We start from the raw sequence: 22,183 nt of genomic DNA, 5'->3' as shown, positions 1-22,183 counted from the left end.
CGCGCGATATGCACAAAAGCACTAGCGTCGCCGGGGTGAGCGTGATTCAGACCGAGAGCCTGACCAAGCGGTACCCCAAGGTGACCGCCCTGGACCGGCTGACCGTGGACATCGGGCCGGGTGTGACGGGCCTTGTCGGCGCCAACGGAGCCGGCAAGTCGACCCTCATCAAGATCCTGCTGGGCCTCGCGCCGGCGAGCGAGGGCACCGCCACCGTCCTGGGGCGCAACGCCGCCCACGAGGGCGGTGCCATTCGCGAGCAGGTGGGCTATATGCCGGAGCACGACTGCCTGCCGCCCGATGTCTCGGCCACCGAGTTCGTCGTCCACATGGCCCGCATGGCCGGACTGCCCCGCACCTCCGCCCGCGAGCGCACCGCGGACACCCTGCGCCACGTCGGCCTGTACGAGGAGCGGTACCGCCCCATCGGCGGCTACTCGACGGGCATGAAGCAGCGGGTCAAGCTGGCGCAGGCGCTGGTGCACGACCCGAAGCTGGTCCTCCTCGACGAGCCGACGAACGGCCTCGACCCGGCGGGCCGTGACGAGATGCTCGGCCTCATCCGCCGCATCCACTCCGACTTCGGCATATCCGTGCTGGTGACCTCTCACCTCCTGGGCGAGTTGGAGCGCACCAGCGACCACATCGTCGTCATCGACGGCGGCAAGCTGCTGCGTTCCCAGGCCACCGCCAGCTTCACCGAGGCCACCGCCTCCCTGGCCGTCGAGGTCACCGACTCCGACGCGCACCCCGACGGCACCAAGGCCCTGCGCACCGCGCTCACCGACCGCGGCCTGGACGTCACCGCCGGCGCGGGCCACCTGGTCTACGTCGACGCCGCCGACGAGGCCGTCTACGACGCGGTCCGCGATGCCATCGCCGGCCTCGGCCTCGGCCTGATCCGCATGGAGCAGCGCCGCCACCGCATCGCCGAGGTCTTCCAGGACTCCCCCGAGCACATGACGGAGGCCGGTAGATGAGCGACGGGCACGCGGCCACTCGCCGCATGCCGACGCGCGGCCGGCACCTTCGCCGCGTGACCGGAGAAGCGAATGGAAGGACACGATGAGCACCGGCACCGACGCCCGTATCCACGACATCGGCTACCGCCGCTACGAGGGCCAGCGGCTGGGCGCCATGTACGCCCGGCGCTCGCTGTTCGTCCACTCGCTGCGCGGCGCCTTCGGCCTGGGCCGCTCGGCCCGGTCCAAGGTGCTGCCGATCGGCCTGTTCGTCATCATGTGCGCCCCCGCCGTGGTGATGGTCGCGGTCGCGATGACCGTCGGCATGGACGAGCTGCCGATCGACTACACGAGCTACGGCCTGTTCATGCAGCCGATCTTCGGCCTCTACCTGGCCCTGGCCGCACCGCAGATGGTCTCGCTCGACCTGCGCTACAAGACCATCCCGCTGTACTTCTCCCGCCCCATCGAGCGCGCCGACTACGTGATCGCGAAGTTCGCCGCGCTGACCGCCGCGCTGTTCCTCTTCATCGCCCTCCCGCTGGTCATCGCCTACGCCGGCGGCCTGCTGGCCGAGCTGGGCTTCGCCGACCAGACCACCGCGTTCGGCCGCGGCCTGGTCGCCACCGCGGTCTTCGCCGTCCTGCACGCGGCGATCGGCCTGCTCATCGCCTCGCTGACGCCCCGCCGCGGCTTCGGCGTGGCGGCCATCATCGCGGTGCTGACCATCCCCTACTTCGCGGTGCTGTCCGTCATGGTCGTCGCCAACGAGCAGGGCAACCCGGACGCGGTCGGCTGGCTCGGCCTCTTCTCGCCCGGCTCGCTGATGGAGGGCTTCCAGGCGAAGTTCCTCGGCGGCGAGACCGAGTTCCCCGACAACATCGTGCCGAGCGACGCGGCCGGCGTGGCCTACCTGCTGGTCACCGCCGCGCTCATCGCCCTGTGCTACGTCCTGCTGACGCGCCGCTACCGGAAGGCGGGCCTGTGACCACCATCCACATCACCAAGACCTCCCGCTGGTTCGGGAACGTCGTCGCGGTCAACGACATCAGCATGGACATCGGCCCCGGCGTCACCGGCCTGCTCGGCCCCAACGGCGCGGGCAAGTCCACCCTCATCCACATGATGAGCGGCTTCCTCGCGCCCTCCGCGGGCACCGTCACCCTCGACGGCGAGACGATCTGGCGCAACGCGGAGGCGTACCGCCACATCGGCCTCGTCCCCGAACGCGAGGGCATGTACGACTACTTGACCGGCGGCGAGTTCGTCCTCGCCAACGCGGAGCTGCACGGCCTGCCCGACCCGGCGGCCGCCGCCCGCGCCGCGCTGGAGACGGTGGAGATGACCGGCGCCGCCGACCGCCGCATCGCCACCTACAGCAAGGGCATGCGCCAGCGCGTGAAGATGGCGTCGGCGCTGGTCCACGAGCCGTCCGTACTGCTGCTGGACGAGCCGTTCAACGGCATGGACCCCCGCCAGCGCATGCATCTCATGGACCTGCTGCGGAAGATGGGCGACGAGGGCCGCACGGTCCTGTTCTCCTCGCACATCCTGGAGGAGGTCGAGCAACTGGCCACCCACATCGAGGTGATCGTGGCGGGCCGGCACGCCGCCTCCGGCGACTACCGCAAGATCCGCCGCCTGATGACCGACCGGCCGCACCGCTATCTGGTCCGCTCCAGCGACGACCGCGCGCTCGCCGCCGCGCTCATCGCCGACCGGTCCACCACGGGGATCGAGTTCGACGCCGGGGAGAACGCGCTGCGCATCCAGGCCGTCGACTTCGGCCGCTTCACCACGCAGCTCCCCCGCCTGGCGAAGGACCACGGCATCCGGCTGCTGACGGTCTCACCGTCCGACGAGTCGCTGGAAAGCGTCTTCTCCTACCTGGTCAGCGCGTAAGGACTGAAGCGATGTACAACCACACTGTCGCCCGGCTCACCTACCGGGCCCTGCTCGGCCGCCGCCGCGCGCTGATCCTGTGCGCCCTGCCCGCCCTGCTGATCGTCATCGCCATCGCCGTCCGGGCCCTGGGCGGCGTCGACGACCGGGCCGCCACCGAGATCCTGGGCGGCTTCGCCCTCGCCTCGATGGTCCCGCTCATCGGCGTCATCGCCGGAACGGGCGCCATCGCCCCGGAGATCGACGACGGCTCCATCGTCTACCTGCTGTCCAAGCCGCTGAACCGGCGCACGATCATCGTCACCAAGCTGCTGGTCGCCATCGGCGTCACCGTCGCGTTCACCACGCTGCCCATCCTGCTGGCGGGCCTGATCCTCAACGGCAACAGCCAGCAGATCGCCACCGCGTTCACCGCGGCCGCCGCGGTCGCCTCCATCGCCTACAGCGCCGTCTTCCTGCTGCTGGGCACCGTCTCGCGCAACGCGGTGGTGTTCGGCCTGGTCTACGCCCTGGTCTGGGAGGCCCTGTTCGGCAGCCTGGTCCCCGGCGCCCGCACGCTGTCCATCCAGCAGTGGTCACTGGCCCTGGCCGAACGCATCGCCGCGGACGGCGCCGACATCACCTCCGACGTGGCGCTCCCGACCGCGGTGATCCTGCTCGCCGCCGCGACACTGCTCGGCACGTGGTACGCCGGGGAGCGACTGCGCAGCCTGAAGGTGGCGGGCGACGACTGATGTTCTCTCCCGGACGGGCGCGGGGGGCACGCGCCCGTCCGGGACTTGTCGGGTCACCTCCGTCCCGCCTGACGCCACGGGTATCAACTGACTGACAACACGGTGTCACCGCCCCCGGGCCCCGGCCCCCAGACGACCGTCGGGAATACCCCGGCGCTCGCCCGACGTCCGTGCCCTGCCGGACGGGATCAACCGGTGAGCCGCTCGCTGATCGCGCAGACGATACGCTCCGTGTTGTCCACACGCCTTTCCACAGATTCCAGTCGAGCGGACATCCTGTGGATAACTGGCCCCAACTCCCGGAGTACACCACCGATTTCCACGAGCGCCCGATCGACGTCGCCACTCCGACGCCTCAACTGCTCCTCGGCCCCCAGAAGGTACTTCCGCACCTCCCGTGCCACGGGGCTGTCCCGCAGGAGCATCGCGATGTTGAGCACGGTGCGGCGGGTGTAGAGGGCCAGGCCCGAGCGGGGCTGTGGATAACTTCCGGAATAGAGCGACAAGATGTCGCTCTTAAATTTCCGCAGGTCAGCCTTCGAGCACGGTCAGACCGCTCTCCACGAGCTCGTCACGGTGCCTGTCGACGACCTTGCTGATGACCTTCCTGTGGACAACGAAGTACGCCGCCACCGCCTCCGTCGTCAGGTGCATCCCGTCGGGCAGCAGTTCGAGCGCCTTCACTTTGTCGAGCGCGTCCACGCACTCTGTGTAACGGCCGCGCAGCGTGCGCGACTCCATCAGTACTTGTTCGTCGTGCATGACGAAGAGACCCCTTCCGGTCTCGAACGAGTAGGACAGTGCACGCCCGTATCCAGGGCCCAGGAGCGGAGATCTGCTCAACACGTCACATCACTGCACTGCCGACCCGGTCTCCTCGCCGGCGCCGGCCACCGCCACTTCACGCACTCTCGAACGCCACGTACTCCAGTCGCCTCCGCGCGTATGTTCAACGGCTCGGATGGTCATACGGTTACGGCATTCGGTGCACCCGCCGCCGCCGTCTCCCACGGCCTTCGCAGCAGGTCGCGCAGGGCCCGGCCAACGACCAGATCGCGGCCCGCATGGTGATCAGCCCGCTCACCGCGAAGACCCACATCAACCGGGCCATGACCAAGCTCAACGCCCGCGACCGCGCTCAACTCGTCGTGTTCGCCTATCAGTCCGGCCTGGTCACCCCGGGTCCCGCCTGAGGCGGGCGCACCATGAAGACGTCGATCGGGTCCTCGGACTCCAGGACGAACCCGTGCCGCTCGTAGAGCCGGCGGGCGGCGCTGCCCCGGAGGACGTTCAACGCCACGGTCTCGCCCCGCGCGTCGGTCCGCTCCAGCACCGAGCGCAGCACGGCGGACCCGAGCCCGCGGCCCTGATGACGCGGGGCGAGGTAGAAGTGCTCCAGCCACTGCCTGCCGTCGGCGGGCCGGACCGTAACGCAGCCGCCGAGCTCGCCGTCGACCATGATGACCGACGTGTGCAGCGGGGAGAACGAGTCCCGCAGCCGCTGCCGCACCCGGTGCTCGTCGTAACGCCCCAGGCGCTCCAGATCCGGCCGCATGACCGTGGCCCGCAGCTCCGCGATCACCTCGACATCGGCCGTTTCGGCGGAACGCAGCACCCAGCCCGCGCTCTCCACTACCCCGGCATCCATGGCGGGAGTATCTCAGTGGCTACTCTGCACGGGTGACCACCGACCTGACCCTGCTGCCGCGCGTCGCCTACCGCGGACAGGAGGTCACCGCGCCCCGGCTCCGCGGTCTTCTCGCGCTGCTCGCGGGCGACTTGCGCACGGGGTGCAGCACCGAGCGGCTTGTGGCGGGGCTGTGGCCGGAGGAGTTGCCGGAGCGGCCGGGCAAGGCGGTGCAGGTCCTCGTGTCCCGGGCGCGGGCCCAACTGGGCGCCGGCGTCATCGCGAGCACGCCGACCGGATACCGGCTCGCCCTCCCCGAGGACCAGGTCGACAGCTCCGCCCTGCTGCGGCACGCGGCCGTCAGCGCGGACCGGGCCAGGGCCGGGGACCACGCCGGATCGCTGGCCGCGGCCGAGGCCGGGCTCGCGCTGTGGGAGGGCACTCCCGACGAGGCCGGCGACACCGATGACCCCGTGGCCGCGTTGCGCGCCGAGCGCGCCCCCGTCCGCGGCATGCTGCTGCGCGCCCGGGCGCTCGCGCTCGCCCGCCTCGGACGGCACGCGGAGGCGGTCGGGCCGCTGGCCCAGGCCGCCGGTGACCATCCGCGCGACGAGGAAGTGCTCGCCGAGCTGCTGCGCGGCGAGGCGGCGACGGCGGGCCCGTCCGCCGCGCTGGCGCGGTACGAGGCGTACCGCCGTGAGCTGCGCGACGAGCTCGGCACGGATCCGGGCGCCGGGCTCAAGGCCGTTCAGCGGGAGCTGCTGCGCGGCGAGCCGCCCGTGGTCAGGCACGGCGTGCCGCACGAGCCAAACCCGCTGCTCGGCCGGGACGAGGACATCGCGGCGGTGGAACGGCTGCTGCGCGCCTCCCGCGCCGTCACCGTCGTCGGCCCCGGCGGCCTCGGCAAGACCCGGCTCGCGCACGCCGTCAGCCGCCGGGCCGAGCAGCGGGTGGTCCATTTCGTGCCGCTCGCTGGCGTCACCGCGGACGAGGACGTGGCCGGTGAGGTGGCCTCCGCGCTCGGCGCGGGCGAGGGGCGGGCCGGCGCCATGAGCGGCAACGCCCCGGCCGACCCGGTGTCCGGCATCCTCGGCGTGCTCGGCTCCGGGCCCGCGCTGCTGGCGCTGGACAACTGCGAGCAGGTCATCCGGGGCGCCGCCGACCTCGTACAGGCCTTGGTGAGTTCCTCGAAGGACCTGCGGGTGCTCGCCACCAGCCGGGCCCCCCTCGGCCTCACGTCGGAGGCGGTGTACGCGCTGCCGGAGCTCGGTCTCGACACCTCCATCGAACTGTTCACCCAGCGGGCCCGCGCCGCCCGGCCCGGCGTGGAGCTGCCGCCGGACGCGGTGGCCGGGCTGTGCCGCCACCTCGACGGGCTGCCGCTCGCCGTGGAGCTGGCCGCGGCGCGGGTGCGGGTGCTGTCGGTGCCGGAGATCGCCCGCCGCCTCGGCGACCGCTTCGCGCTGCTGCGCGGCGGGGCGCGGGACGCGCCGGAACGCCACCGCACGCTGCACGCGGTCGTCGAGTGGAGCTGGAACCTGCTGGCCGAGGACGCCAGGGCGGCGCTGCGCACGCTGTCCGTCTTCCCCGGCGGCTTCTCCGGCGAAGCCGCGGAACACGTGCTGGGCGAGGACGCGCTGTTTCTGCTGGAGCAGTTGGCCGGTCATTCGCTGCTTACCGTCGCCGACACCCCGGTCGGCGTGCGGTTCCGGATGCTGGAGACCGTACGGGAGTTCAGCGCGGCCCGGCGCGCGGAGGCGGGCGAGGACGAGGAGACCACCGGCCGGTTCCTCGCCTGGGCGCGGGACTTCGGGGCCGCCCTCCACGACTGGGTCTTCGGCTCGGAACCACTGGCCGCCTGGGAGCGGAGCAGGGCCGAGCAGGACAACCTCGTACTGGCCCTGCGGCACGCCCTGGCCGTTGACGACGGCGCCACCACCGCCGCCCTCACCGCCGTCCTCGCCGCCCTGCGGTCCACCGGCTCCAGCTACCCCCGCCTCGCCGCCCTCGCCGAGGACACCGGCCCGCTGCTGTCCCACTACCACCCCGAGCCCGAGTACGTCGAAGTCGCCCGCGCCGCCGCGGTGTTGTGCACGGCGAGCCTGTTCATGGGCTACGGCCCGCACGCCTCGCGCCACCTCGTCACCCTCCGCCGGCTGCCACCGGCCCCGCCGGACACGCTGCTGCGCGCCATGGCCGTTGTGCTGGGCGCGGTCCCCGAGATGCTGCCCCCCGACTACGAAGTGCTGCGGAAGCTCTGCGACAGCGAGCAGCCCCTGCTCGCCGGCGTCGCCGAGTGCATCGCCACCTACGTCTGGGAGCACGAGCACGACATCGACCGCGCGCTCGCCTCGGCTCGGCGGATCATCGCCGCACTGGGGCCGGTGGACAACCCGTTGCTCCAGGTCATGGGGCACGCCCGGCTGAGCGAGCTGTACTTGCGGACGGAGCGGGGCGAGGCCGCGTATGAACACCTCAGGGCGGCGCTCGATGTGCTGCCGCGGCTCGGCGACGACCACGACTCCATCGGCGTCCGCGGCGGCCTCGCCCTCGCCTGCCTGCAGCGCGGCGACCCCGACGAGGCCGAGTACTGGCTGCGGCAGGCGGAGGGCGACAACCCCTCGCAGCAGGACGACTACCACGGTCCCGGCCTCGGCGGGCGCGCCGAGATCGCGCTCGCCCGCGGGCTGACGGAGGTCGGGCTCGGCCTGTGGCGCGGCGCCGTGCAGGGAGTGCCCGCGGTCGGCTCGCCGCACAGCGGCGACCCCTTCCTCGACCGGTGGACGCTCCAGATCCAGTCGACGGCGGTGACGGCGCACGCGCATGCCGGCCGTCTCGGACTGGTCGCGGAGGTGGTCGACCGGTTGCGGCAGGGGCTGGTGACCCTGCTCTCCGGTCCGGCCGGCTCGCCCATGGAGCTCCCCTTGTTCGGGACGGCGCTGCACGCGCTGGGCGTGGCGGGGCTCGCGTCCGGCGACGCGGGTGCCGTTCGGATGATCGCGCTGGCCGAACGGCTGCGAGTGCTGCGCGACTTCCAGCCGACGATGTCGGCGGCCCGGGCCCGGAAGGCGGCCGAGGACGCCGACAGGGCGGCGTACGCCGACGCGGTGTCGGAGTACGCCGCCCTGGAGCGCGACGAGTTGCGGGAGGCGGCCCGCGCTGTCATGGCGGTTACTTCGGGTCGCGGTTGAACAGTGCCGTCGACCAGCGGTAGCCGAGTACGGTCAGGCCGACGCACCAGGCGAGCGCGATCCACCCGTCGTTGCCGATCTCGGTGCCGAGCAGCAGGCCGCGCAGGGTCTCGGTGGCCGGGGTGAACGGCTGGTACTCGGCGATCGGCTGGAACCAGCCCGGCATCATGTCGGCCGGGATGAAGGCGCTGGAGATGAGCGGGAGGAGGATCAGCGGCATGGCCATGTTGCTGGCCGCCTCGGGAGTCGGGCTGGCCATGCCCATGCCGACCGCGACCCAGGTGAGCGTCAGGACGAACAGCGTGATCAGCCCGAACGCCGCCAGCCACTCCAGGGGGGTGGCATCCGTGGTGCGGAAGCCGATGGCCACGGCGACGGCGCCCACGAGGACCAGGCTGGCGAGCACTTGCAGCACGCTGCCGACGACGTGCCCGATGAGCAGGGAGCCTCGGTAGACCGCCATCGTGCGGAAACGGGCGATGAGACCCTCGGTCATATCCATGGCCACGGAGATCGCGGCCCCGATCACGGTGCTCCCGATGGTCATCAGCAGGAGGCCCGGAACGACATAGGCGATGTAGTCGGAACGGTTCGCGTCGCCGCCGCCGATGCCCGCGCTCATCACATCTCCGAAGATGTAGACGAAGAGCAGCAGCAGCATGATCGGCGTGAGCAGCAGGTTCAGCGTCATCGACGGGTAGCGCCGGGCGTGCAGCAGGTTGCGGCGCAGCATCGTGGACGAGTCGCGGACGGCGAGGGAGAGGGTGCTCATCGGGCGTTCTCCTTGGGCTGGTTGGGGACGTTGGTGCCGCCGGTCAGGGCGAAGAACACGTCGTCGAGGTCCGGGGTGTGCACGGTCAGCTCGTCCGCCTCGACGCCGGTGGAGTCCAGCCAGTCGAGGATGGCGCGCAGTTCGCGCTGGGTGCCGTCGCTGGGGATCTGCAACGACAGCGACTCGTCGTCGCGGGTGGCGTCGCGCAGGGCGACCGCGGCGGACTGGTACGCGGCCGGGTCGGTGAAGCGGAGCCGGACATGTCCGCCCGGGATGAGCCGCTTCAGCTCCTCGGCGGTGCCCTCGGCGGCGATCTTGCCGTCGTTGAGCACCGCGATGCGGTCGGCGAGCTCGTCGGCCTCCTCCAGGTACTGGGTGGTGAGGAAGACGGTCACCCCGTCGGAGAGGAGTTCGCGGATGATGCCCCACATGTTGTGGCGGCTGCGCGGGTCCAGGCCGGTGGTGGGCTCGTCGAGGAAGATGATCCGCGGGTTGCCGACCAGGGTCATGGCGATGTCCAGGCGGCGCTTCATGCCGCCGGAGTAGGTGGAGGCCGGCTTCTTCGCCGCGTCGGTCAGGTCGAAGCGCTCCAGCAACTCGGCGGCGACGCCGCGTCCCTCCCGCTTGGACAGGTGGTGCAGGTCGGCCATGAGGAGCATGTTTTCCTCGCCGGTGATCAGCCCGTCGACCGCGGAGAACTGCCCCGTCACGCCGATCGCGGCGCGCACGGCACCCGGGTCCGTGGCGAGGTCGTGTCCGCCGACCCGCAGGTCCCCGGCGTCGGCGGTGATGAGGGTGGAGAGGATCTTGACGGCGGTGGTCTTGCCGGCGCCGTGCGGGCCGAGCAGGGAGAAGACCGTACCGGCCGGCACCGCCAGGTCGATGCCGTCGAGCACCGTCTTGTCCCCGTAGGCCTTGCGCAGCCCCTTGGCCGCGATGGCGAGCGAGTGGGAAGTCGTTGTCGTCATGCCGCAGAGGTTGCGGCACGGCGCACTCAACGTGGTTTCACGATGGTTTCAGTGCTCCGGAGTCGATTCGAACGCGTAAGCGGTCCTTCACTCGATGGTGAGTTCCTTCCTGTTCTTGTCCGATGCGAGGCGACGCTGGGATGCGGCAGGTGAACTGCCGTGCCGAGTAGAGGTGTTGTGGGGGGAGACAGGCATGACCCAAGAAGCCGGACGCCGCGAGGGCCTCGACGAGCAGGCGGTGCTACTGGTGGCCGGACTGGCGGACCTGGCGGTGAGCACGCTGGGATCCGCCTTGGGAGCGGTGCGAGGGCTGCTGTGCCGCTCGGACATCCCGGAGCTGGCCGTGGAGGCCAAGCGCGATCTGACGGCGCGTGGCCGCCTGGTGCGGGACCGGTATGCGGCTGTGCCCCCGGCCCACCTGGAGGTTCTCGCCCGGCACGTCGTGGCTCGGCAGGCCGCCGATGACGACTGAACGGTGGGAGCCGGCCGCGTTCAAGATCCGTGTCGACGAGGTACTGCGCCGGTTGGTCGCGCGGGAGGCCGAGCAACTCGCGGCGATCGACCCGGCCCTCGGCCCGGTGGCCGAACAACTGGAAGCCGCGGTCGCGGACGGCAAGCGGCTGCGTGCGGCGTTCTGCTACTGGGGCTGGCGCGCGGCAGGGCAGCCGGACCATGACGCCCTGGTGCGGGCGGCGGCCTCCATGGAACTGGTCCATGCCGCCGCGGTCGTGCACGACGACCTCATCGACGACAGCCCGTTGCGCCATGGCCGGCCCACGGCCCATATCGCGCTGCGCGGTGCCGTACGCCGCCGCCCGCGTGCCGTGGCCGCCGCCAGATCGCTGGCGATGCTGGTCGGGGATCTGCTGATGTCGCTGGCCGGGGAGGCGTTCACCGCCTCCGGTCTGCCCGCGGCCTATCTGGCCCGGGCCCGGCCGCTGTGGTCGGTGCTGGCGCGGGAGCTCATCGCGGGCGAGTGCCTGGAGATTCTGCGGACCGGCGCCACCCCGGACACCGAGGTGTCGCTGAAAGTGATCCGGTACAAGACGGCCAAGTACACCGTCGAGCAGCCCCTGTTGATCGGCGGCGCCCTGGCGGGGGCCGGCGGGCGGCTGCGCGAGGGCTACTCCGCCTACGGGCTGCCGCTGGGGGAGGCGTTCCAGTTGCGCGACGACCTGCTGGGCCTGTTCGGTGACCCGGGCCGGACCGGGAAGGCCAACGCCGACGATGTGAGCGGCCATCGCCCGACGGTCCTGCTGGCGGAAACCTGGCGCATGGCCGACGACGAGGAGCGGGCGCGACTGCGCACCCTCCTGGGCCGACGCGGCGTGGACGGGGACGGTCTGCACGCGGTGCGCGAGGTGATGAGCCGGCTGAAGGTGCCCGACCGCGTCGAGGACATGATCACCGCCCGTGTCGAACAGGCCCTCGACGCTCTCCATGAGCTGGACGCGCCGGCGCACGCCGCCGCCGCCCTGACCGAACTGGCGCATTCGGCGACCGTGCGCCTGTCCTGACAAGGAGCCCTGCCATGACCTACACCCAGGCATCGATGGATGCCCTGCGGCAGCCCGGCGACGACCTCGCCGACGCCACCGTCGCCGCACTTTTCGAACGCGGGGAGGTGGGCACGTTCAACACCCTGATGCGCTACGTCTCGACCGTCGGCGCTCCCCTGCCGGACGGGCTGCCCGATGTCGCCCGCGAGTACCTTCGGGCCACCGGCGCCCCGCCCGCCTGGGTCGACTGGGGAGAGATGGAGAAGGCCCGGCTGTTCTTCATCGACAACAACGTGCACATCTCCACCGCCCTGTCCTTCGCCTCCATGCCCGCCTGCTATGTCGTCCCCCACGTGGCGAAGCTCCTGTCGGCCACCCACGGGCTGGAGTACCCCTCCAAACGGATGGCGGAGACCGGCCAGTTCACCGTCCACCTGATGCAGCCCGGCGCCTTCGAGGCCGGCAGTCGCTTTATCCCCGCCGCCCAGAAGGTCCGCCTGCTGCACGCCTCCATCCGCCACCACCTCCGGCGCGAGAACCGGTGGGACACCGCAGCACTGGGAACGCCGATCTGCCAGGAGGACATGATCGGCGGGCAGATGTTCTTCTCCCTGCTCGTCCTGGACAGCCTGCACCGCCTCGGCATCCACATGTCCACGGAAGGCGCGGAAGCCTACTACTACGCCTGGCGCGTGGTCGGCGCCATGCTCGGCGTCGACCAGGACGCCGTCCCCAAGTCGCTTGACGAGGCCCGCCAGTTCCTCGACCTGTACATGATCCGGCACATGGGGCCGTCCGCGGAGGGCGCGCACCTGACCCGGCAGCTCATCGACCTCTACGAGGAGGTCGTGCCCGGCACCTTCTTCGACCCGATCGTCTCCGCCCTGATCCGCCATCTCATCGGCGACGCCTGCGCCGACTGGCTCCAGGTGCCCCGCACCGCGTGGGACACTGTCGTCAAGGCCGTCCCCCACCTCCTCGGCGTCCTGGAGACCATCGAGGACCGCTCCCCGCTCGGCGCCCGGGCCCTGGACCGCCTCGGCCACCTCACCACCATCTTCGAGCTGTCCTCCCTCACTCGCGGACGCGTCATGCACTACGCCATCCCCGAACACCTCAAGAAGGACTACGGCATCTCCAGCACCGTGCCCCGCAACCGCCGATGGACCCCGCCCGCCGCCACCGTTTCCTCGTGACCGAGCGGCTCGTAGGGTCGCCGTATGACGACTGTTCTCTGCGTGCCCCAATGGCAAGGCTCCGCGTCGAGCAAGGCGCCGCGGCTGATGGCCGGTGCTCGTCGCGCCGCCGAACTCGTCCCGGCACAGGCGGTGGTGACGGTGCCGGTGCTGGAAAACGGCGGGGAGAAGGCCGCGGGCATACGGGCGCTCGATGTCCTCGTCGAGAACCAGCGGTTGACGCGAGAGGCACTGGCCGGGATCGAGGGCCGGGTGATCACCGTTGGGGGTGACTGCGCGGTCGACATCGCGCCGATCGCCGCGGCGCACGCCCGTTACGGTGACCGGCTGACGGTGCTGTGGATCGACGCGCACCCGGACGTGTACAGCCCGGTGACCCTGCCGTCGGGCGCCTTCCACGGCATGGTGGTGCGCGCGTTGCTGGGCGACGGCCCGGCCGGCCTCACGCCCGATCGGCCGCTGGCGCCCGAGCAGGTGATCATTGCCGGGGAGCGCGCGGGTGACGCGTCCGAGCACGAGTACCTCGCGAAGACCGGACTGCGCAGGTACGGCGTCGAGGACCTGGAGCGGGTGCTCGACGGTCTGCGCGGCCCGGTGTACGTCCACGTGGATCTCGACGTGCTGGAGCCCACGGTGTTCGGCTCCACCTGCTACCCCGAGCCGGACGGCGTGCGGCCACAGCGCCTGATCGATCTGATCGACAACGTGGACGAGATCGTCGGCGCGGCCATCACCGAACACGCGCCGTCCGGCGACGCGGTCAACGACGCCGAGGCCGAGGTCATCCGCCGGCTGGGCGCCGCGTTGGCAGCCTGAGATCGTCAGCGCATGTTCTTCAGCCGCTTGGTGGCCCGCCATTCACCGGCGCGGCTGGCCTTCTTGTACCACTGCCGCGCGGTGTTCCGGTCGCCGAGGAAATCCTCGTACAGCCGCCCGATCCGGAAGTCCGCCAGTGCCAGCCCCTCGGCGGAGGCCTGCCGGTAGAACCGTTCGGCCGTGGTCAGGTCCCCCCGCTTCTCGGCGAACAAGCCCACCCGCTCCAACGCGCGCGCGTCACCGGCCTCGGCGGCCAACCGGTACAGCCGCTCCGCCTCGGCCTCGTCCACATCCCCCGGCTCCCGGTGCGGGAACATCATGCGCGAGGCTGCGTCGTACAGCTCGTCTGCGTTCATACGAGCCAACCTGGCGGACCGTCACCTATCTGTCCAGGGCGCGGGGCACCCACGGCGAAGGGCGCCCGCCGGAGGACCGCGCCAACCTGGCGGCCCTCCGGACCCGCGCCGACATGCGCGCCCTGCCCCGGCTGGCGCTGTTCCTCGGCGACCGCGACGTTCCCGACCCGTGGGGCCGCCCGGCCGAAGTATTCGTTCGTTGCGTCCAGTTGGTCGTAGCCGGCGCGTGGCGCCACCTCCCCTAAGCCGAACGGTGGTCACGGGCAGCGGACAGCACCACGTCGACCAGGCGCTCGGCCGCGTCCGGGCGGCCGTGTTCGCGGGCCCGGGCCGCCATCGCCTCCCGGCGGTGCGGGTCCGTCAGCAACGGCGCCACCGCCTCGCGCAGGCGTTCCGCGGTCACCTCGCCCGTCAGGGCGACGGCGGCCCCCACGTCCTCCAGATAACGCGCGTTGTGCGCCTGCTCGTTACCGGCGGATGACGCCAGCGGAACGAGCACCGAAGTCTTGCCCAGCGCGGTCAGCTCGGCCAGCGTGCCGGCTCCGCTGCGGGAGATCACCAGCTCGGCCAGCGCGAGCACGTCCGGCAGCTCCGGGCCGACGTAGCCGGTCAGGTGGTAGCGCCCGGCCAGCTCACCGGGAAGCCGGCCGGTCTCCTGCCGCAGCGCGGCCTCGTTGTCCGGCCCGCACTGATGGATCACGTTCGCATGCCTCAGCAGCCACGGCAGGGTGTCGCGCACGATGCCGTTGATCTGCTGCGACCCCTGAGCGCCACCGGTGACGTAGACGGTGGACAGCCGTGGGTCGAATCCGAGCAGGTCCAGTGCCCGGACGGCCTTGTCGGGCTGTCCGGCGAGCACTTCGGGACGCACGGGGTTGCCCGTGACGACGGCCTTCGCCCGGGCGGTCTCCGGCAACAGCGGCAGGGTGGATTCCGAGGAGACCGCCACTCGCGCGGCGCCGCCCGCCAACACCCGGTTGGCCAGGCCGAGTCGCACCGTCTGCTCGTGCACCACCAGCGGACGTCGGCACAGTCGCGTCGCCGCCGTGCCCACGGGCACGGCGACGTACCCGCCTGTGGCCAGCACCACGTCGGGGTCGAACTTCCTGATGACCGACCGGGCCTGGGCGACGCCCAGCGGGACCCGTCCCATGTCCGCCAGGTTGGCGGGCGAGATCATCTTCAAAGGATTGCCGGAGCGCCGGATCTTGCCCGTCGCCACCGTGGCGAAGGCGATCCCCTCCTGCTTCGCCACGCGCTCCTCAAGGCTGTCCGCCTTCCCCACCCACAGCACGTCCAGCGACCGGCTCATGGTGGCGAGCCGTGCCCGCAGCGTGCGTACGGCTGTGAGGGCGGGATAGGTATGCCCTCCCGTGCCTCCACCGGTGACCAGCAAGCGGAACGTCACGGAGACTCCAACCTGGCTACAGCGAAAACATGGACAGCTACGAATCTAGCCCCATGGCGAAGGGCGCCCGCCGGGGGCGCCCTTCTTGCGGCACGGGAAGCCGCGTGGTGTCACTCAGCATTCGACAACGAACTGGATGGTGTCCGTGGCGCCCTCGTTCAGCCTCCTTGGAGGCCCCGGACGAACATGGTGCCTGTGCGCCGACTTCCTGAGGGAGGGGCAAGCACGGACGCTGACACGTCCACGAAGCCGTGTTCCTTGAGAATCAGCGCCCAGGCATCGGGTTCGTAGTCCCACCGCTTGACGACAGCGGGGTCCTGTTCGGGCCCGCGCGGGATGTATGACGCCTGGCAGCCGTAGCACCCTTCAACCGGCGGGCGCTGGGAGAAGGCGAACACTCCGCCTGGCTTGAGATTCGCGTGAACGATCGGCAGCAGCAGGCCGGGGTCGGTGAACCAGACAGCGCCGAACACGCTGTAGACCGCATCGAAGATCGTGAATGTGTCCCCGAGGTAGGCGAGGGCGTCGGCCTGGTGGAGTTCCATCCCGTCCACGCCCGGCCACCGCTCGCGCGCCTTGTCGAGCTGCCTGGCGGAGAGGTCGATCCCGACGGCCTTCATGCCGAGTGTTGCGAGATGAGCGGCGTTTCCTCCAGACCCGCACCCGAGGTCGAGCGCGCTGTCTCCCGGGTTGAGGTTGAGCACGTCGGCCCTGGGGCCGTGGTCCGGGTACTGGGTCCAGTTGAACCACGTGGTCTCGCCCTTGGCGTTGGTCTTCCGCCGCTGGGGCTTGCTCTGCGCGTAGGTGTCCCATGCGTTGCTGCGAGCGTCAGTCACTACCTGTCCGTTCTCGTTCACGGCGACAGCCGCCCGGCACGATACCGGGCGGCTGAAGCTCTGGTGGGTCAGTTGCTCCGCTTGTGTCGGAGCTACTTGGCGACGGGGCTGTCGGAGCAGCCCGCGTAGCTCTGGGTACAGTCGGCCGCGCCGTCGATCGGCCAGAACTCCGGGTCCACGTCGAAGCCGGCCGATCGGATCATCTCGGCCGTTCGACGCATCGCGGCCCGGCCCTCGGCGGGGTTGTGGCCGCTGTCGCGGTCGGGGACGTGATGGATGAACCCGCCGCCGAGCGCCTCGCAGAACTCGGCGTAGTGCTTGGTGTGGAGAACGAACGCGTGCCAGAAGATGTCCACGCGAAGGCTGGGCGTGGCCCTCTCCGTGGTGTTCGCGGCGACGGCGAGGAAGGCCGCCACCTGGTTGACGCCGCGCCGGCCCTGGTCGTCGGTCATCTCCGGCCAGGAGTCCTCGCGGACCATGGTGATGAGGTCGGCCCTCAGTTCCGGGGTGATGAGGTCGTACACGGTCTTCGTCGTGTCGGTGATCGTCACGTCTGTGCCTTCCTGGTCTGCGAGGAGCCGGGCAATGCTCCAACTTCACCCCGGCGGCGCCCTGCCCGGAGGGGCATGCAGGGGGGCATCATCGGCATGTGCCTCTTGGCGACCTGATTCGGGACCGGCGCCGGGACAAGAACCTGACGCAGGCGCGACTCGCCGACGAACTGTGTGCTTCGGCACGCGATGCGAGCGGGGCGCCGGGCAGAGACGCGGTCAAGCGCTGGGAGTCGGGCAAGGTGATTCCCGGCCCGTTCTGGCTCACCCACCTCTCGCGTGTCCTCGGCCTTCCCCTTGAACAGTTACAGGCCGAAGCTACGCTCGCCCGTGTGAACCGGAGATCCTTCCTGACCTGGCCGCGCTGACCGCAGCCCACGGGAGCCTGGCTTCGGAGATGATCGCCAGCGTCGCGAGCCGCGATCCCGGACCCCTGGCGCAAGTCCAGACCACGCACAACACGGACATCGTCATCGCCTCGCTGGCCGGCGACGACAAGCCCTGTGTGTCCCACCTGCAGCGCTGGATGACCAGCGGCGACACCGCGATCCTTCGGGTGAACTCCGCGGGCATCCTCGCCAAACTCCCCGGCGCGGAGAAGGCCGCCGAGGTGACCCGCGTCCTGGCCCACGACGAGGAAGTGCGGCACCTGTACATGACGGCGGTAACGGCGCGCACCTGCGGGGACGACTGGACCACCGCCGGGTCCATCGCCCGCGATCCGGCCGCCTACCCCCACCGGGCCCGGTACCTTGCTCAGCGCTTCGCCACGGAAGCCCTCAACCCCCGTGACGCTGGCGCCAGATGGTGCTCATCGGTCATGCTGCGGGAGCTGAGCCCGTTGATCGGATGGAGCCCCGGATGATCACCTTCGAAGTCCGCGACGACGAACTGGTCGCCTCCCTCAACCGCCAGGTCGCCGAGGCCGGCATCACCGACGGCGCGATCGTCTCCCTCGTCGGAGCCGCCGAGGACTTCACCATCTCCACCATGCCCGCCGACGATGCCCTGAAGGACACCATCACCACCTACCCGCTGCCCGCCGAGATGACCGGCACCGGCGAGATCCGAAACGGCTTCGTCCACATCCACGTCGTCATGGGCGTCGAAGGCGACAGGGCTCTGGCCGGGCACCTCCACGCCGCCACCATCAAGACCCACTTCGCCCGCGCGTACGTTCTGCCGTCCGCCGCCGCATGATGATGGAGCGCATGGACGGGCCGTCCGCGGCTCGGGCCGAGGACGCGTTCCGGCTCGTCTACGCCGAGGTGTTCGCGGAACCGCCGTACCACGAGACCGCCGCAGACGTGGCGGCCGCATTCCGGCGCTTCCACTCGGGGACTCGCCGGGGCGGCTTCCGGGCCGCCCTGGCTCGTACCGCCGACGGCGAGCCGGTGGGCATCGCCTACGGCTACCTCCTCGACCCGAGCACGGCCTGGTGGGACGAACTGACCGAGCCCGTCCCCGACGACATGCGCCGCGAGGACGGGCACCGGACCTTCGGTCTCATGGAACTCGCCGTGTGCCGACCGTGGCGCGGCCAGGGCATCGCGCGCCGGCTGCACGAGACGCTGCTCGACGGCGTCGAGGCCGAACGCGTGCTGCTCAACGTCCACCCGGACAGCACGGCGGCCCGGGCGGCCTACCGGGCATGGGGGTACCGCGAGATCGGCGAGGCCCGCCCGTCGGGGGGTTCGGAAACGTACAACGTCATGCTGCTCGGCCTGCGCTGACTCACGGCGGAGGGCGCCCTCCGCCGTGAGTCAGCGTCGCCGCCGGCGCAGCAGGAGGCGTGGCGGGACCCGGCGGGCGGCCCAGAGGATCGTGGTGGGGGCCATCGTGAACGTCTCGCCCGTCGCGAACTCCAGCCGTTTGCGGCTCGAGGCCAGCGTGTGCATGTCGCGCACCGTGAACTGCTGGCCGCCGATCATCACCTGGTCGCCGCGCTGCACCGTACCCGCGTCTATCTCCACGGACAGCACCACGCTGCCCGGCGTCACGTTCATCGCGCGATCACCGCCAGCGCCAGTGCGCCCACCAGACCGCAGCCCGTTATCACCTGGGCGACGATCACCATCCGGGAAGGAACGCCCCGCTCGTCAGGCATGCGTGTCCGCCTCCGCCTGGGCGAGCACCGCCGCGTGCAGGAGGGCCGGGTCGACGTACGGCTGGTCGGCGGTCGGGCGCGAGAACCAGAAGAGCGGCCAGGTGTCGCCCTCCAGCGCCGGGATGCCGATGAACGAGACCGCGTTGGGCGTCATCCGGCTGTACCGCTCGACCTCCAGGGGCCACTGGAACTCGGAGACGGTGCCCACCGGCAGCACGAAGTACAGCCACCGCTTGCCCAGCAACTCCCCGATCACCGGCCCCGCTTCGCCCCCGTTCGAGGCGCCCAGCGTGGCGGCCACCTTCGAGCCGAACGCGCCGGGGATCCGGACCGCGTCGAAGAAGAGGCCCGTCTTGCGCATCGTGCAGCCGCGGGTCGGTACCCACTCAGGTGTGGTGTTTTCCCAGTTCATGCTCCAACCATCCCGGCGGACGGCTACGGTGACCAGTAGTGATGCCATCACAGTGGGTGAGCTGGCGCCCCCCTGTGTGCATTCCAAACGTGCGTGAAAGTGGGTGGTTGACACATGGCCGAGCAGGAGATCTCCGCCCTGCGGCTGTCGTTCGGCCGACAGTGCCGGACGCTGCGGGAGTTCCACAAGATGACGAGAGAGCAGGTCGCCGAGCCGTGTGCCATCTCGGCATCGATGATCGGCGCCGTGGAGCGCGGCGAGCGGATCCCCGACACCGAGCTCATCCACAGCCTGGACCGGGTACTTCAGGCCAACGGCCTGCTGACGTCCGTCTCCGACTATATGGCGGCCGAGAAGTACCGCGAGTTCTTCCGGGACTACGCCGCGTTGGAGCGCGGCTGCTACGCCCTCAACTCCTATGCGCCGCTGGCCATCCCGGGATTGCTGCAAACCGAGGCCTACGCCCGCGCCATGTTCAAGATGTACACCCCGGCGCTGAGCGAGGAGGAGATCGAGAAGCAGGTCGCGGCCCGGTTGGAGCGGCAGGAGCTGCTGAAGCGGGTGCCCGAGCCGTTCCTCGGCTTCATCATCGAGGAGTCGGTGCTCCTGCGGCCGGTGGGCGGAAAGGCCGTGCTCAAGGAGCAGTTGTTGCATCTGGCGGACTGCGCCAGGAAACACTTCATCACCGTCCAGGTGATGCCCACCGACCGCGAGGAGCACGTAGGGCTGCACGGCTACCTGACCCTGCTGACCAGCAAGGAGCACCGCAACTACGCCTATGTCGAGCACCAGAACGGCAATGAGCTGATCTCCGACAAGAAGCGAGTGGCGCTCATGAACGAGCGGTATGGGATCCTGCGAGCGCAGGCCCTCTCCCCCCAGGAGTCGGCACGTTTCATCGAGAAGCTGGCAGGAGAACTGTGAACAGCGAACTGACCTGGTTCAAGAGCAGCTACAGCACCGGCGATGGCGGCGACTGCGTGGAGGTCGCCTTCGACTGGCACAAGTCCAGCTACAGCGCAGGCGATGGCGGCGAGTGTGTCGAGGTCGCCGCTTGCGCACACTCCGTGCACGTTCGCGACTCCAAGGACACCACCCGCCGCCCGTTCACGGTCACCACGGACGCCTGGGCCGCGTTCGTGGAGTACACGACCGCCCGTTGACCGTCACCGCAGGCACCCGGGACGCCGGGTGCCTGCGGCTCCGTTCACGCCAGCTCGATCGCGTGCTCCTCCGCGTTCCACGTCACGGAGTTGACGCACTCCAGATCGACCACGATCTCCTCACCCGGCGTGGCCCGCACGATGACGTCCCCCGTCTCGACGGTCCAGTCGTCCACACCGTGCTCCTCAAGCAGGCCGGCGGTGATCTCCGCGACCTCTTCCGGGGTCAGGCACTGCCCCTCCTCGTCCAGCGTCGCGGCCAGGTCGGCGGCGACGAGGGACAGTCCCCGCTGCTCGTCGGTGGGCCCCTCCCACACCGTCGCGTCGTTCGCCGCGCACTCCTCCGGGCCGCCGGGGAGGACCATGACCGCGTAGTCCATCGCGCTCGGCGCGCAGGTGACCAGCTCCTCGGGGGCGTTCGTCCACAGGTCGCGGCACCGGTCCTCGGGGGTGTCGTAGGCGACGTTGACGGCCAGCGCGTCTCCGTGGTCTCCGCAGCCGAGCGCGATCGGCGCGGCGGCGGCCGTCACCTCCGCCGTGTCCTGAACGGCGTGGCCCTGCCGCTGCGGGACCGTCGCCGTTCCGTCGGCGTCGATCCAGGCGTACCCTCCCGCCGTCGCGGCCATCGCGCAGGCGGCCACGGCCGGGATCAGCACCACACGCCGCCGCCGACCGATGTGTATCCGCGTGCGGATCCGCAGGGCCAGCGGGCCATCGGCGTCGGGCAGGGCGCGGTGCGCGACCGGGTCCGACTCGCGGAAGATTTCCGCCAGTTCATCATCCGAGCGCTCAACGTCGGGCATGTTGCTTCTCCTTGGACTGGGTGGCCAGGGCGGCCCGCAGCCGTTCCCTGGCGCGATGCAGGCGGGTGGCGACGGCGCCCACGGAGATCCCGAGCACCACGGCGATGTCGCGGTGCGGCAGCTCGTCCCAGTAGGTGAGCCGCAGGATTTCCTGATCGGCGGCCGACAGGGCCGCCAGCGCGGATGCGAGGTCGGGCGCCCCGTCCGTGGACACGGACGGCGGCGGCTCGGCGGGCTGCTGCGCGGCGCGTCGTATTAGGCGCGCCCAACGCCGTTGCCCACGCGCCTGGTTGGCGAGAACGTTCCGGGCGATGCCGAGCAGCCACAGGGCCGCGTCGTGCTCCTCGTCCGGAACGTGGCGGCGTTTCCGCCACGCCACCGCGTACACCTCGGAAACCGCGTCGTGCGCGGCCGTCTCACTGGTTCGGCGCAGGCAGTAGGCCAGTACCCGGCGAAAGGTTGACCGGAAGAGCCGGTCGAACTCGTCAGCCTGTGCTTCCGATTCCATACCCAGTGATGTCCGGCGGGGGCGGGGTCCTTACAGCTTTCCCGACCCATTCTCGGGAGGATCCACCCGGATCACGGCGCACAGCGCGTAGCCCGTGAGGGGCTCGCCCTCCAGGGTCTCGATCTTGAGGAAGCGGCCGGTCCGCCCGGACACCTTGAGCGGTGTGAACGGCTCGCAGAAGCCGATGACGCTGCCGCCGCCCGGCTTGTCCCACACGGCGACGCCGCTCCACGAACACTCGCCCAGGGCCACCTCGTCGGCGGCCAGCTCGGGCGGCGGTGACGGTGGCGGCACGCCGGCCGGGAGCACGATGGTGCCCCGCCGCCACGTTCGGACTCTCGCTTCCCGGCGCCATCGGAATCCCCACATGCC

General features: G+C 70.8%; 29 protein-coding genes and 1 pseudogene. 16 read left to right on the top strand and 14 right to left on the bottom strand.

Annotation, left to right across the window (positions count from 1 at the left end; genetic code table 11):
• Window positions 1-8: 8 nt before the first annotated feature.
• The 4 genes from RM590_RS05550 to RM590_RS05535 all read left to right on the top strand — a co-directional run bounded on the left by RM590_RS05550 (window position 9) and on the right by RM590_RS05535 (window position 3,598).
• Window positions 9-980, top strand: a complete 972-nt coding sequence (locus RM590_RS05550) for an ABC transporter ATP-binding protein (protein WP_311703224.1) — start codon at window positions 9-11, stop codon at window positions 978-980.
• Window positions 981-1,065: 85 nt separating this feature from the next.
• Window positions 1,066-1,950: an ABC transporter permease gene (locus tag RM590_RS05545; RefSeq protein WP_311703223.1), complete on the top strand. Its 885-nt coding sequence runs from the start codon at window positions 1,066-1,068 to the stop codon at window positions 1,948-1,950.
• On the top strand, window positions 1,947-2,864 hold the full coding sequence (locus RM590_RS05540; protein ID WP_311703222.1) for an ABC transporter ATP-binding protein: 918 nt from the start codon (window positions 1,947-1,949) through the stop codon (window positions 2,862-2,864). The genes RM590_RS05545 and RM590_RS05540 overlap by 4 nt, the downstream gene beginning before the upstream one ends.
• A gap of 11 nt (window positions 2,865-2,875) precedes the next feature.
• Window positions 2,876-3,598, top strand: a complete 723-nt coding sequence (locus RM590_RS05535; RefSeq protein WP_311703221.1) for an ABC transporter permease — start codon at window positions 2,876-2,878, stop codon at window positions 3,596-3,598.
• 188 nt (window positions 3,599-3,786) lie between these two features.
• Here the strand turns inward: RM590_RS05535 and RM590_RS05530 are convergent, their stop codons facing one another.
• Window positions 3,787-4,038 (bottom strand): hypothetical protein, encoded by a 252-nt coding sequence (locus tag RM590_RS05530; protein WP_311703220.1) that lies wholly within the window; start codon window positions 4,036-4,038, stop codon window positions 3,787-3,789.
• 91 nt (window positions 4,039-4,129) lie between these two features.
• Window positions 4,130-4,360, bottom strand: a complete 231-nt coding sequence (locus tag RM590_RS05525; RefSeq protein ID WP_311703219.1) for a hypothetical protein — start codon at window positions 4,358-4,360, stop codon at window positions 4,130-4,132.
• Window positions 4,361-4,623: 263 nt separating this feature from the next.
• Here RM590_RS05525 and RM590_RS05520 point away from each other — a divergent pair.
• A pseudogene (locus RM590_RS05520) lies at window positions 4,624-4,791 on the top strand (response regulator transcription factor); the annotation flags it as partial.
• Here the strand turns inward: RM590_RS05520 and RM590_RS05515 are convergent.
• The gene (locus RM590_RS05515) at window positions 4,758-5,246 is read right to left on the bottom strand and encodes a GNAT family N-acetyltransferase (protein ID WP_311703218.1); all 489 of its coding nucleotides are present in this window, start codon (window positions 5,244-5,246) and stop codon (window positions 4,758-4,760) included. The pseudogene RM590_RS05520 and the gene RM590_RS05515 overlap by 34 nt on opposite strands.
• A gap of 32 nt (window positions 5,247-5,278) precedes the next feature.
• Between RM590_RS05515 and RM590_RS05510 the strand changes: the two genes are divergently transcribed.
• Window positions 5,279-8,416: an ATP-binding protein gene (locus RM590_RS05510; RefSeq protein ID WP_311703217.1), complete on the top strand. Its 3,138-nt coding sequence runs from the start codon at window positions 5,279-5,281 to the stop codon at window positions 8,414-8,416.
• Here RM590_RS05510 and RM590_RS05505 read toward each other — a convergent pair.
• Together RM590_RS05505 and RM590_RS05500 are read right to left on the bottom strand one after the other, a co-directional pair.
• Window positions 8,397-9,188 carry an ABC transporter permease gene (locus RM590_RS05505; protein WP_311703216.1) on the bottom strand — a complete coding sequence of 264 codons (792 nt, stop codon included), beginning with the start codon at window positions 9,186-9,188 and terminating at the stop codon, window positions 8,397-8,399. The two genes, RM590_RS05510 and RM590_RS05505, sit on opposite strands and share 20 nt — an antisense overlap.
• Window positions 9,185-10,156, bottom strand: coding sequence for an ATP-binding cassette domain-containing protein (locus tag RM590_RS05500; protein ID WP_311703215.1), 972 nt, complete (start codon window positions 10,154-10,156; stop codon window positions 9,185-9,187). Before RM590_RS05500 ends, RM590_RS05505 begins: the two co-directional genes overlap by 4 nt.
• 193 nt (window positions 10,157-10,349) lie before the next feature.
• Here RM590_RS05500 and RM590_RS05495 point away from each other — a divergent pair, with 193 nt between their 5' ends.
• From RM590_RS05495 to RM590_RS05480, 4 genes are read left to right on the top strand one after another with little or no spacing between them, the layout of a single operon-like run.
• Window positions 10,350-10,628, top strand: a complete 279-nt coding sequence (locus RM590_RS05495; RefSeq protein WP_311703214.1) for a polyprenyl synthetase — start codon at window positions 10,350-10,352, stop codon at window positions 10,626-10,628.
• Window positions 10,618-11,673: a polyprenyl synthetase family protein gene (locus tag RM590_RS05490; protein ID WP_311703213.1), complete on the top strand. Its 1,056-nt coding sequence runs from the start codon at window positions 10,618-10,620 to the stop codon at window positions 11,671-11,673. The genes RM590_RS05495 and RM590_RS05490 overlap by 11 nt, the downstream gene beginning before the upstream one ends.
• 14 nt (window positions 11,674-11,687) lie before the next feature.
• The gene (locus RM590_RS05485) at window positions 11,688-12,851 is read left to right on the top strand and encodes an oxygenase MpaB family protein (protein WP_311703212.1); all 1,164 of its coding nucleotides are present in this window, start codon (window positions 11,688-11,690) and stop codon (window positions 12,849-12,851) included.
• Window positions 12,852-12,875: 24 nt separating this feature from the next.
• A complete protein-coding gene (locus tag RM590_RS05480; protein WP_311703211.1) occupies window positions 12,876-13,667 on the top strand; it encodes an arginase family protein in 792 nt (263 codons plus the stop codon).
• Between the two features lie 5 nt (window positions 13,668-13,672).
• Here the strand turns inward: RM590_RS05480 and RM590_RS05475 are convergent, their stop codons facing one another.
• The 4 genes from RM590_RS05475 to RM590_RS05460 form a co-directional block, all read right to left on the bottom strand.
• Window positions 13,673-14,023 carry an SEL1-like repeat protein gene (locus RM590_RS05475; protein WP_311703210.1) on the bottom strand — a complete coding sequence of 117 codons (351 nt, stop codon included), beginning with the start codon at window positions 14,021-14,023 and terminating at the stop codon, window positions 13,673-13,675.
• 241 nt (window positions 14,024-14,264) lie between these two features.
• Window positions 14,265-15,431 (bottom strand): UDP-N-acetylglucosamine--N-acetylmuramyl-(pentapeptide) pyrophosphoryl-undecaprenol N-acetylglucosamine transferase, encoded by a 1,167-nt coding sequence (locus tag RM590_RS05470; protein ID WP_311703209.1) that lies wholly within the window; start codon window positions 15,429-15,431, stop codon window positions 14,265-14,267.
• 158 nt (window positions 15,432-15,589) lie between these two features.
• Window positions 15,590-16,267, bottom strand: coding sequence for a class I SAM-dependent methyltransferase (locus RM590_RS05465; RefSeq protein ID WP_311703413.1), 678 nt, complete (start codon window positions 16,265-16,267; stop codon window positions 15,590-15,592).
• Between the two features lie 92 nt (window positions 16,268-16,359).
• Complete coding sequence (locus tag RM590_RS05460; RefSeq protein ID WP_311703208.1) at window positions 16,360-16,818, bottom strand: glycine-rich domain-containing protein; 459 nt, start codon at window positions 16,816-16,818, stop codon at window positions 16,360-16,362.
• 98 nt (window positions 16,819-16,916) lie between these two features.
• On the opposite strand from RM590_RS05460, the gene RM590_RS05455 reads away from it, so the two are divergent.
• The 4 genes from RM590_RS05455 to RM590_RS05440 are packed head-to-tail and all read left to right on the top strand — an operon-like array spanning window position 16,917 to window position 18,551.
• Window positions 16,917-17,186 carry a helix-turn-helix domain-containing protein gene (locus RM590_RS05455; RefSeq protein ID WP_311703207.1) on the top strand — a complete coding sequence of 90 codons (270 nt, stop codon included), beginning with the start codon at window positions 16,917-16,919 and terminating at the stop codon, window positions 17,184-17,186.
• A gap of 29 nt (window positions 17,187-17,215) precedes the next feature.
• Window positions 17,216-17,683, top strand: coding sequence for a hypothetical protein (locus RM590_RS05450; protein WP_311703206.1), 468 nt, complete (start codon window positions 17,216-17,218; stop codon window positions 17,681-17,683).
• Window positions 17,680-18,018, top strand: a complete 339-nt coding sequence (locus tag RM590_RS05445; RefSeq protein WP_311703205.1) for a PCC domain-containing protein — start codon at window positions 17,680-17,682, stop codon at window positions 18,016-18,018. The genes RM590_RS05450 and RM590_RS05445 overlap by 4 nt, the downstream gene beginning before the upstream one ends.
• Before the next feature lie 11 nt (window positions 18,019-18,029).
• Window positions 18,030-18,551 carry a GNAT family N-acetyltransferase gene (locus tag RM590_RS05440; protein ID WP_311703204.1) on the top strand — a complete coding sequence of 174 codons (522 nt, stop codon included), beginning with the start codon at window positions 18,030-18,032 and terminating at the stop codon, window positions 18,549-18,551.
• Between the two features lie 30 nt (window positions 18,552-18,581).
• On the opposite strand, the gene RM590_RS05435 is transcribed toward RM590_RS05440, so the two are convergent.
• Together RM590_RS05435 and RM590_RS05430 are read right to left on the bottom strand one after the other, a co-directional pair.
• Window positions 18,582-18,824 (bottom strand): hypothetical protein, encoded by a 243-nt coding sequence (locus RM590_RS05435; RefSeq protein ID WP_311703203.1) that lies wholly within the window; start codon window positions 18,822-18,824, stop codon window positions 18,582-18,584.
• A 93-nt stretch (window positions 18,825-18,917) separates the two neighbouring features.
• On the bottom strand, window positions 18,918-19,337 hold the full coding sequence (locus RM590_RS05430; RefSeq protein WP_311703202.1) for a hypothetical protein: 420 nt from the start codon (window positions 19,335-19,337) through the stop codon (window positions 18,918-18,920).
• A 114-nt stretch (window positions 19,338-19,451) separates the two neighbouring features.
• Here RM590_RS05430 and RM590_RS05425 point away from each other — a divergent pair, with 114 nt between their 5' ends.
• Complete coding sequence (locus RM590_RS05425; RefSeq protein WP_311703201.1) at window positions 19,452-20,261, top strand: helix-turn-helix domain-containing protein; 810 nt, start codon at window positions 19,452-19,454, stop codon at window positions 20,259-20,261.
• A complete protein-coding gene (locus RM590_RS05420) occupies window positions 20,258-20,500 on the top strand; it encodes a DUF397 domain-containing protein (RefSeq protein WP_311703200.1) in 243 nt (80 codons plus the stop codon). The genes RM590_RS05425 and RM590_RS05420 overlap by 4 nt, the downstream gene beginning before the upstream one ends.
• Before the next feature lie 44 nt (window positions 20,501-20,544).
• Here RM590_RS05420 and RM590_RS05415 read toward each other — a convergent pair whose 3' ends face one another.
• The 3 genes from RM590_RS05415 to RM590_RS05405 are packed head-to-tail and all read right to left on the bottom strand — an operon-like array spanning window position 20,545 to window position 22,105.
• Window positions 20,545-21,303 carry a hypothetical protein gene (locus tag RM590_RS05415; protein ID WP_311703199.1) on the bottom strand — a complete coding sequence of 253 codons (759 nt, stop codon included), beginning with the start codon at window positions 21,301-21,303 and terminating at the stop codon, window positions 20,545-20,547.
• On the bottom strand, window positions 21,290-21,811 hold the full coding sequence (locus RM590_RS05410; RefSeq protein WP_311703198.1) for an RNA polymerase sigma factor: 522 nt from the start codon (window positions 21,809-21,811) through the stop codon (window positions 21,290-21,292). Before RM590_RS05410 ends, RM590_RS05415 begins: the two co-directional genes overlap by 14 nt.
• A gap of 30 nt (window positions 21,812-21,841) precedes the next feature.
• On the bottom strand, window positions 21,842-22,105 hold the full coding sequence (locus RM590_RS05405; RefSeq protein ID WP_311703197.1) for a hypothetical protein: 264 nt from the start codon (window positions 22,103-22,105) through the stop codon (window positions 21,842-21,844).
• Window positions 22,106-22,183: the final 78 nt, after the last annotated feature.

The organism is Streptomyces litchfieldiae, from assembly GCF_031845365.1.
Classification (GTDB): Bacteria; Actinomycetota; Actinomycetes; order Streptomycetales; family Streptomycetaceae; genus Streptomyces; species Streptomyces litchfieldiae.
This window is presented reverse-complemented; position numbering and strand designations above follow the sequence as displayed.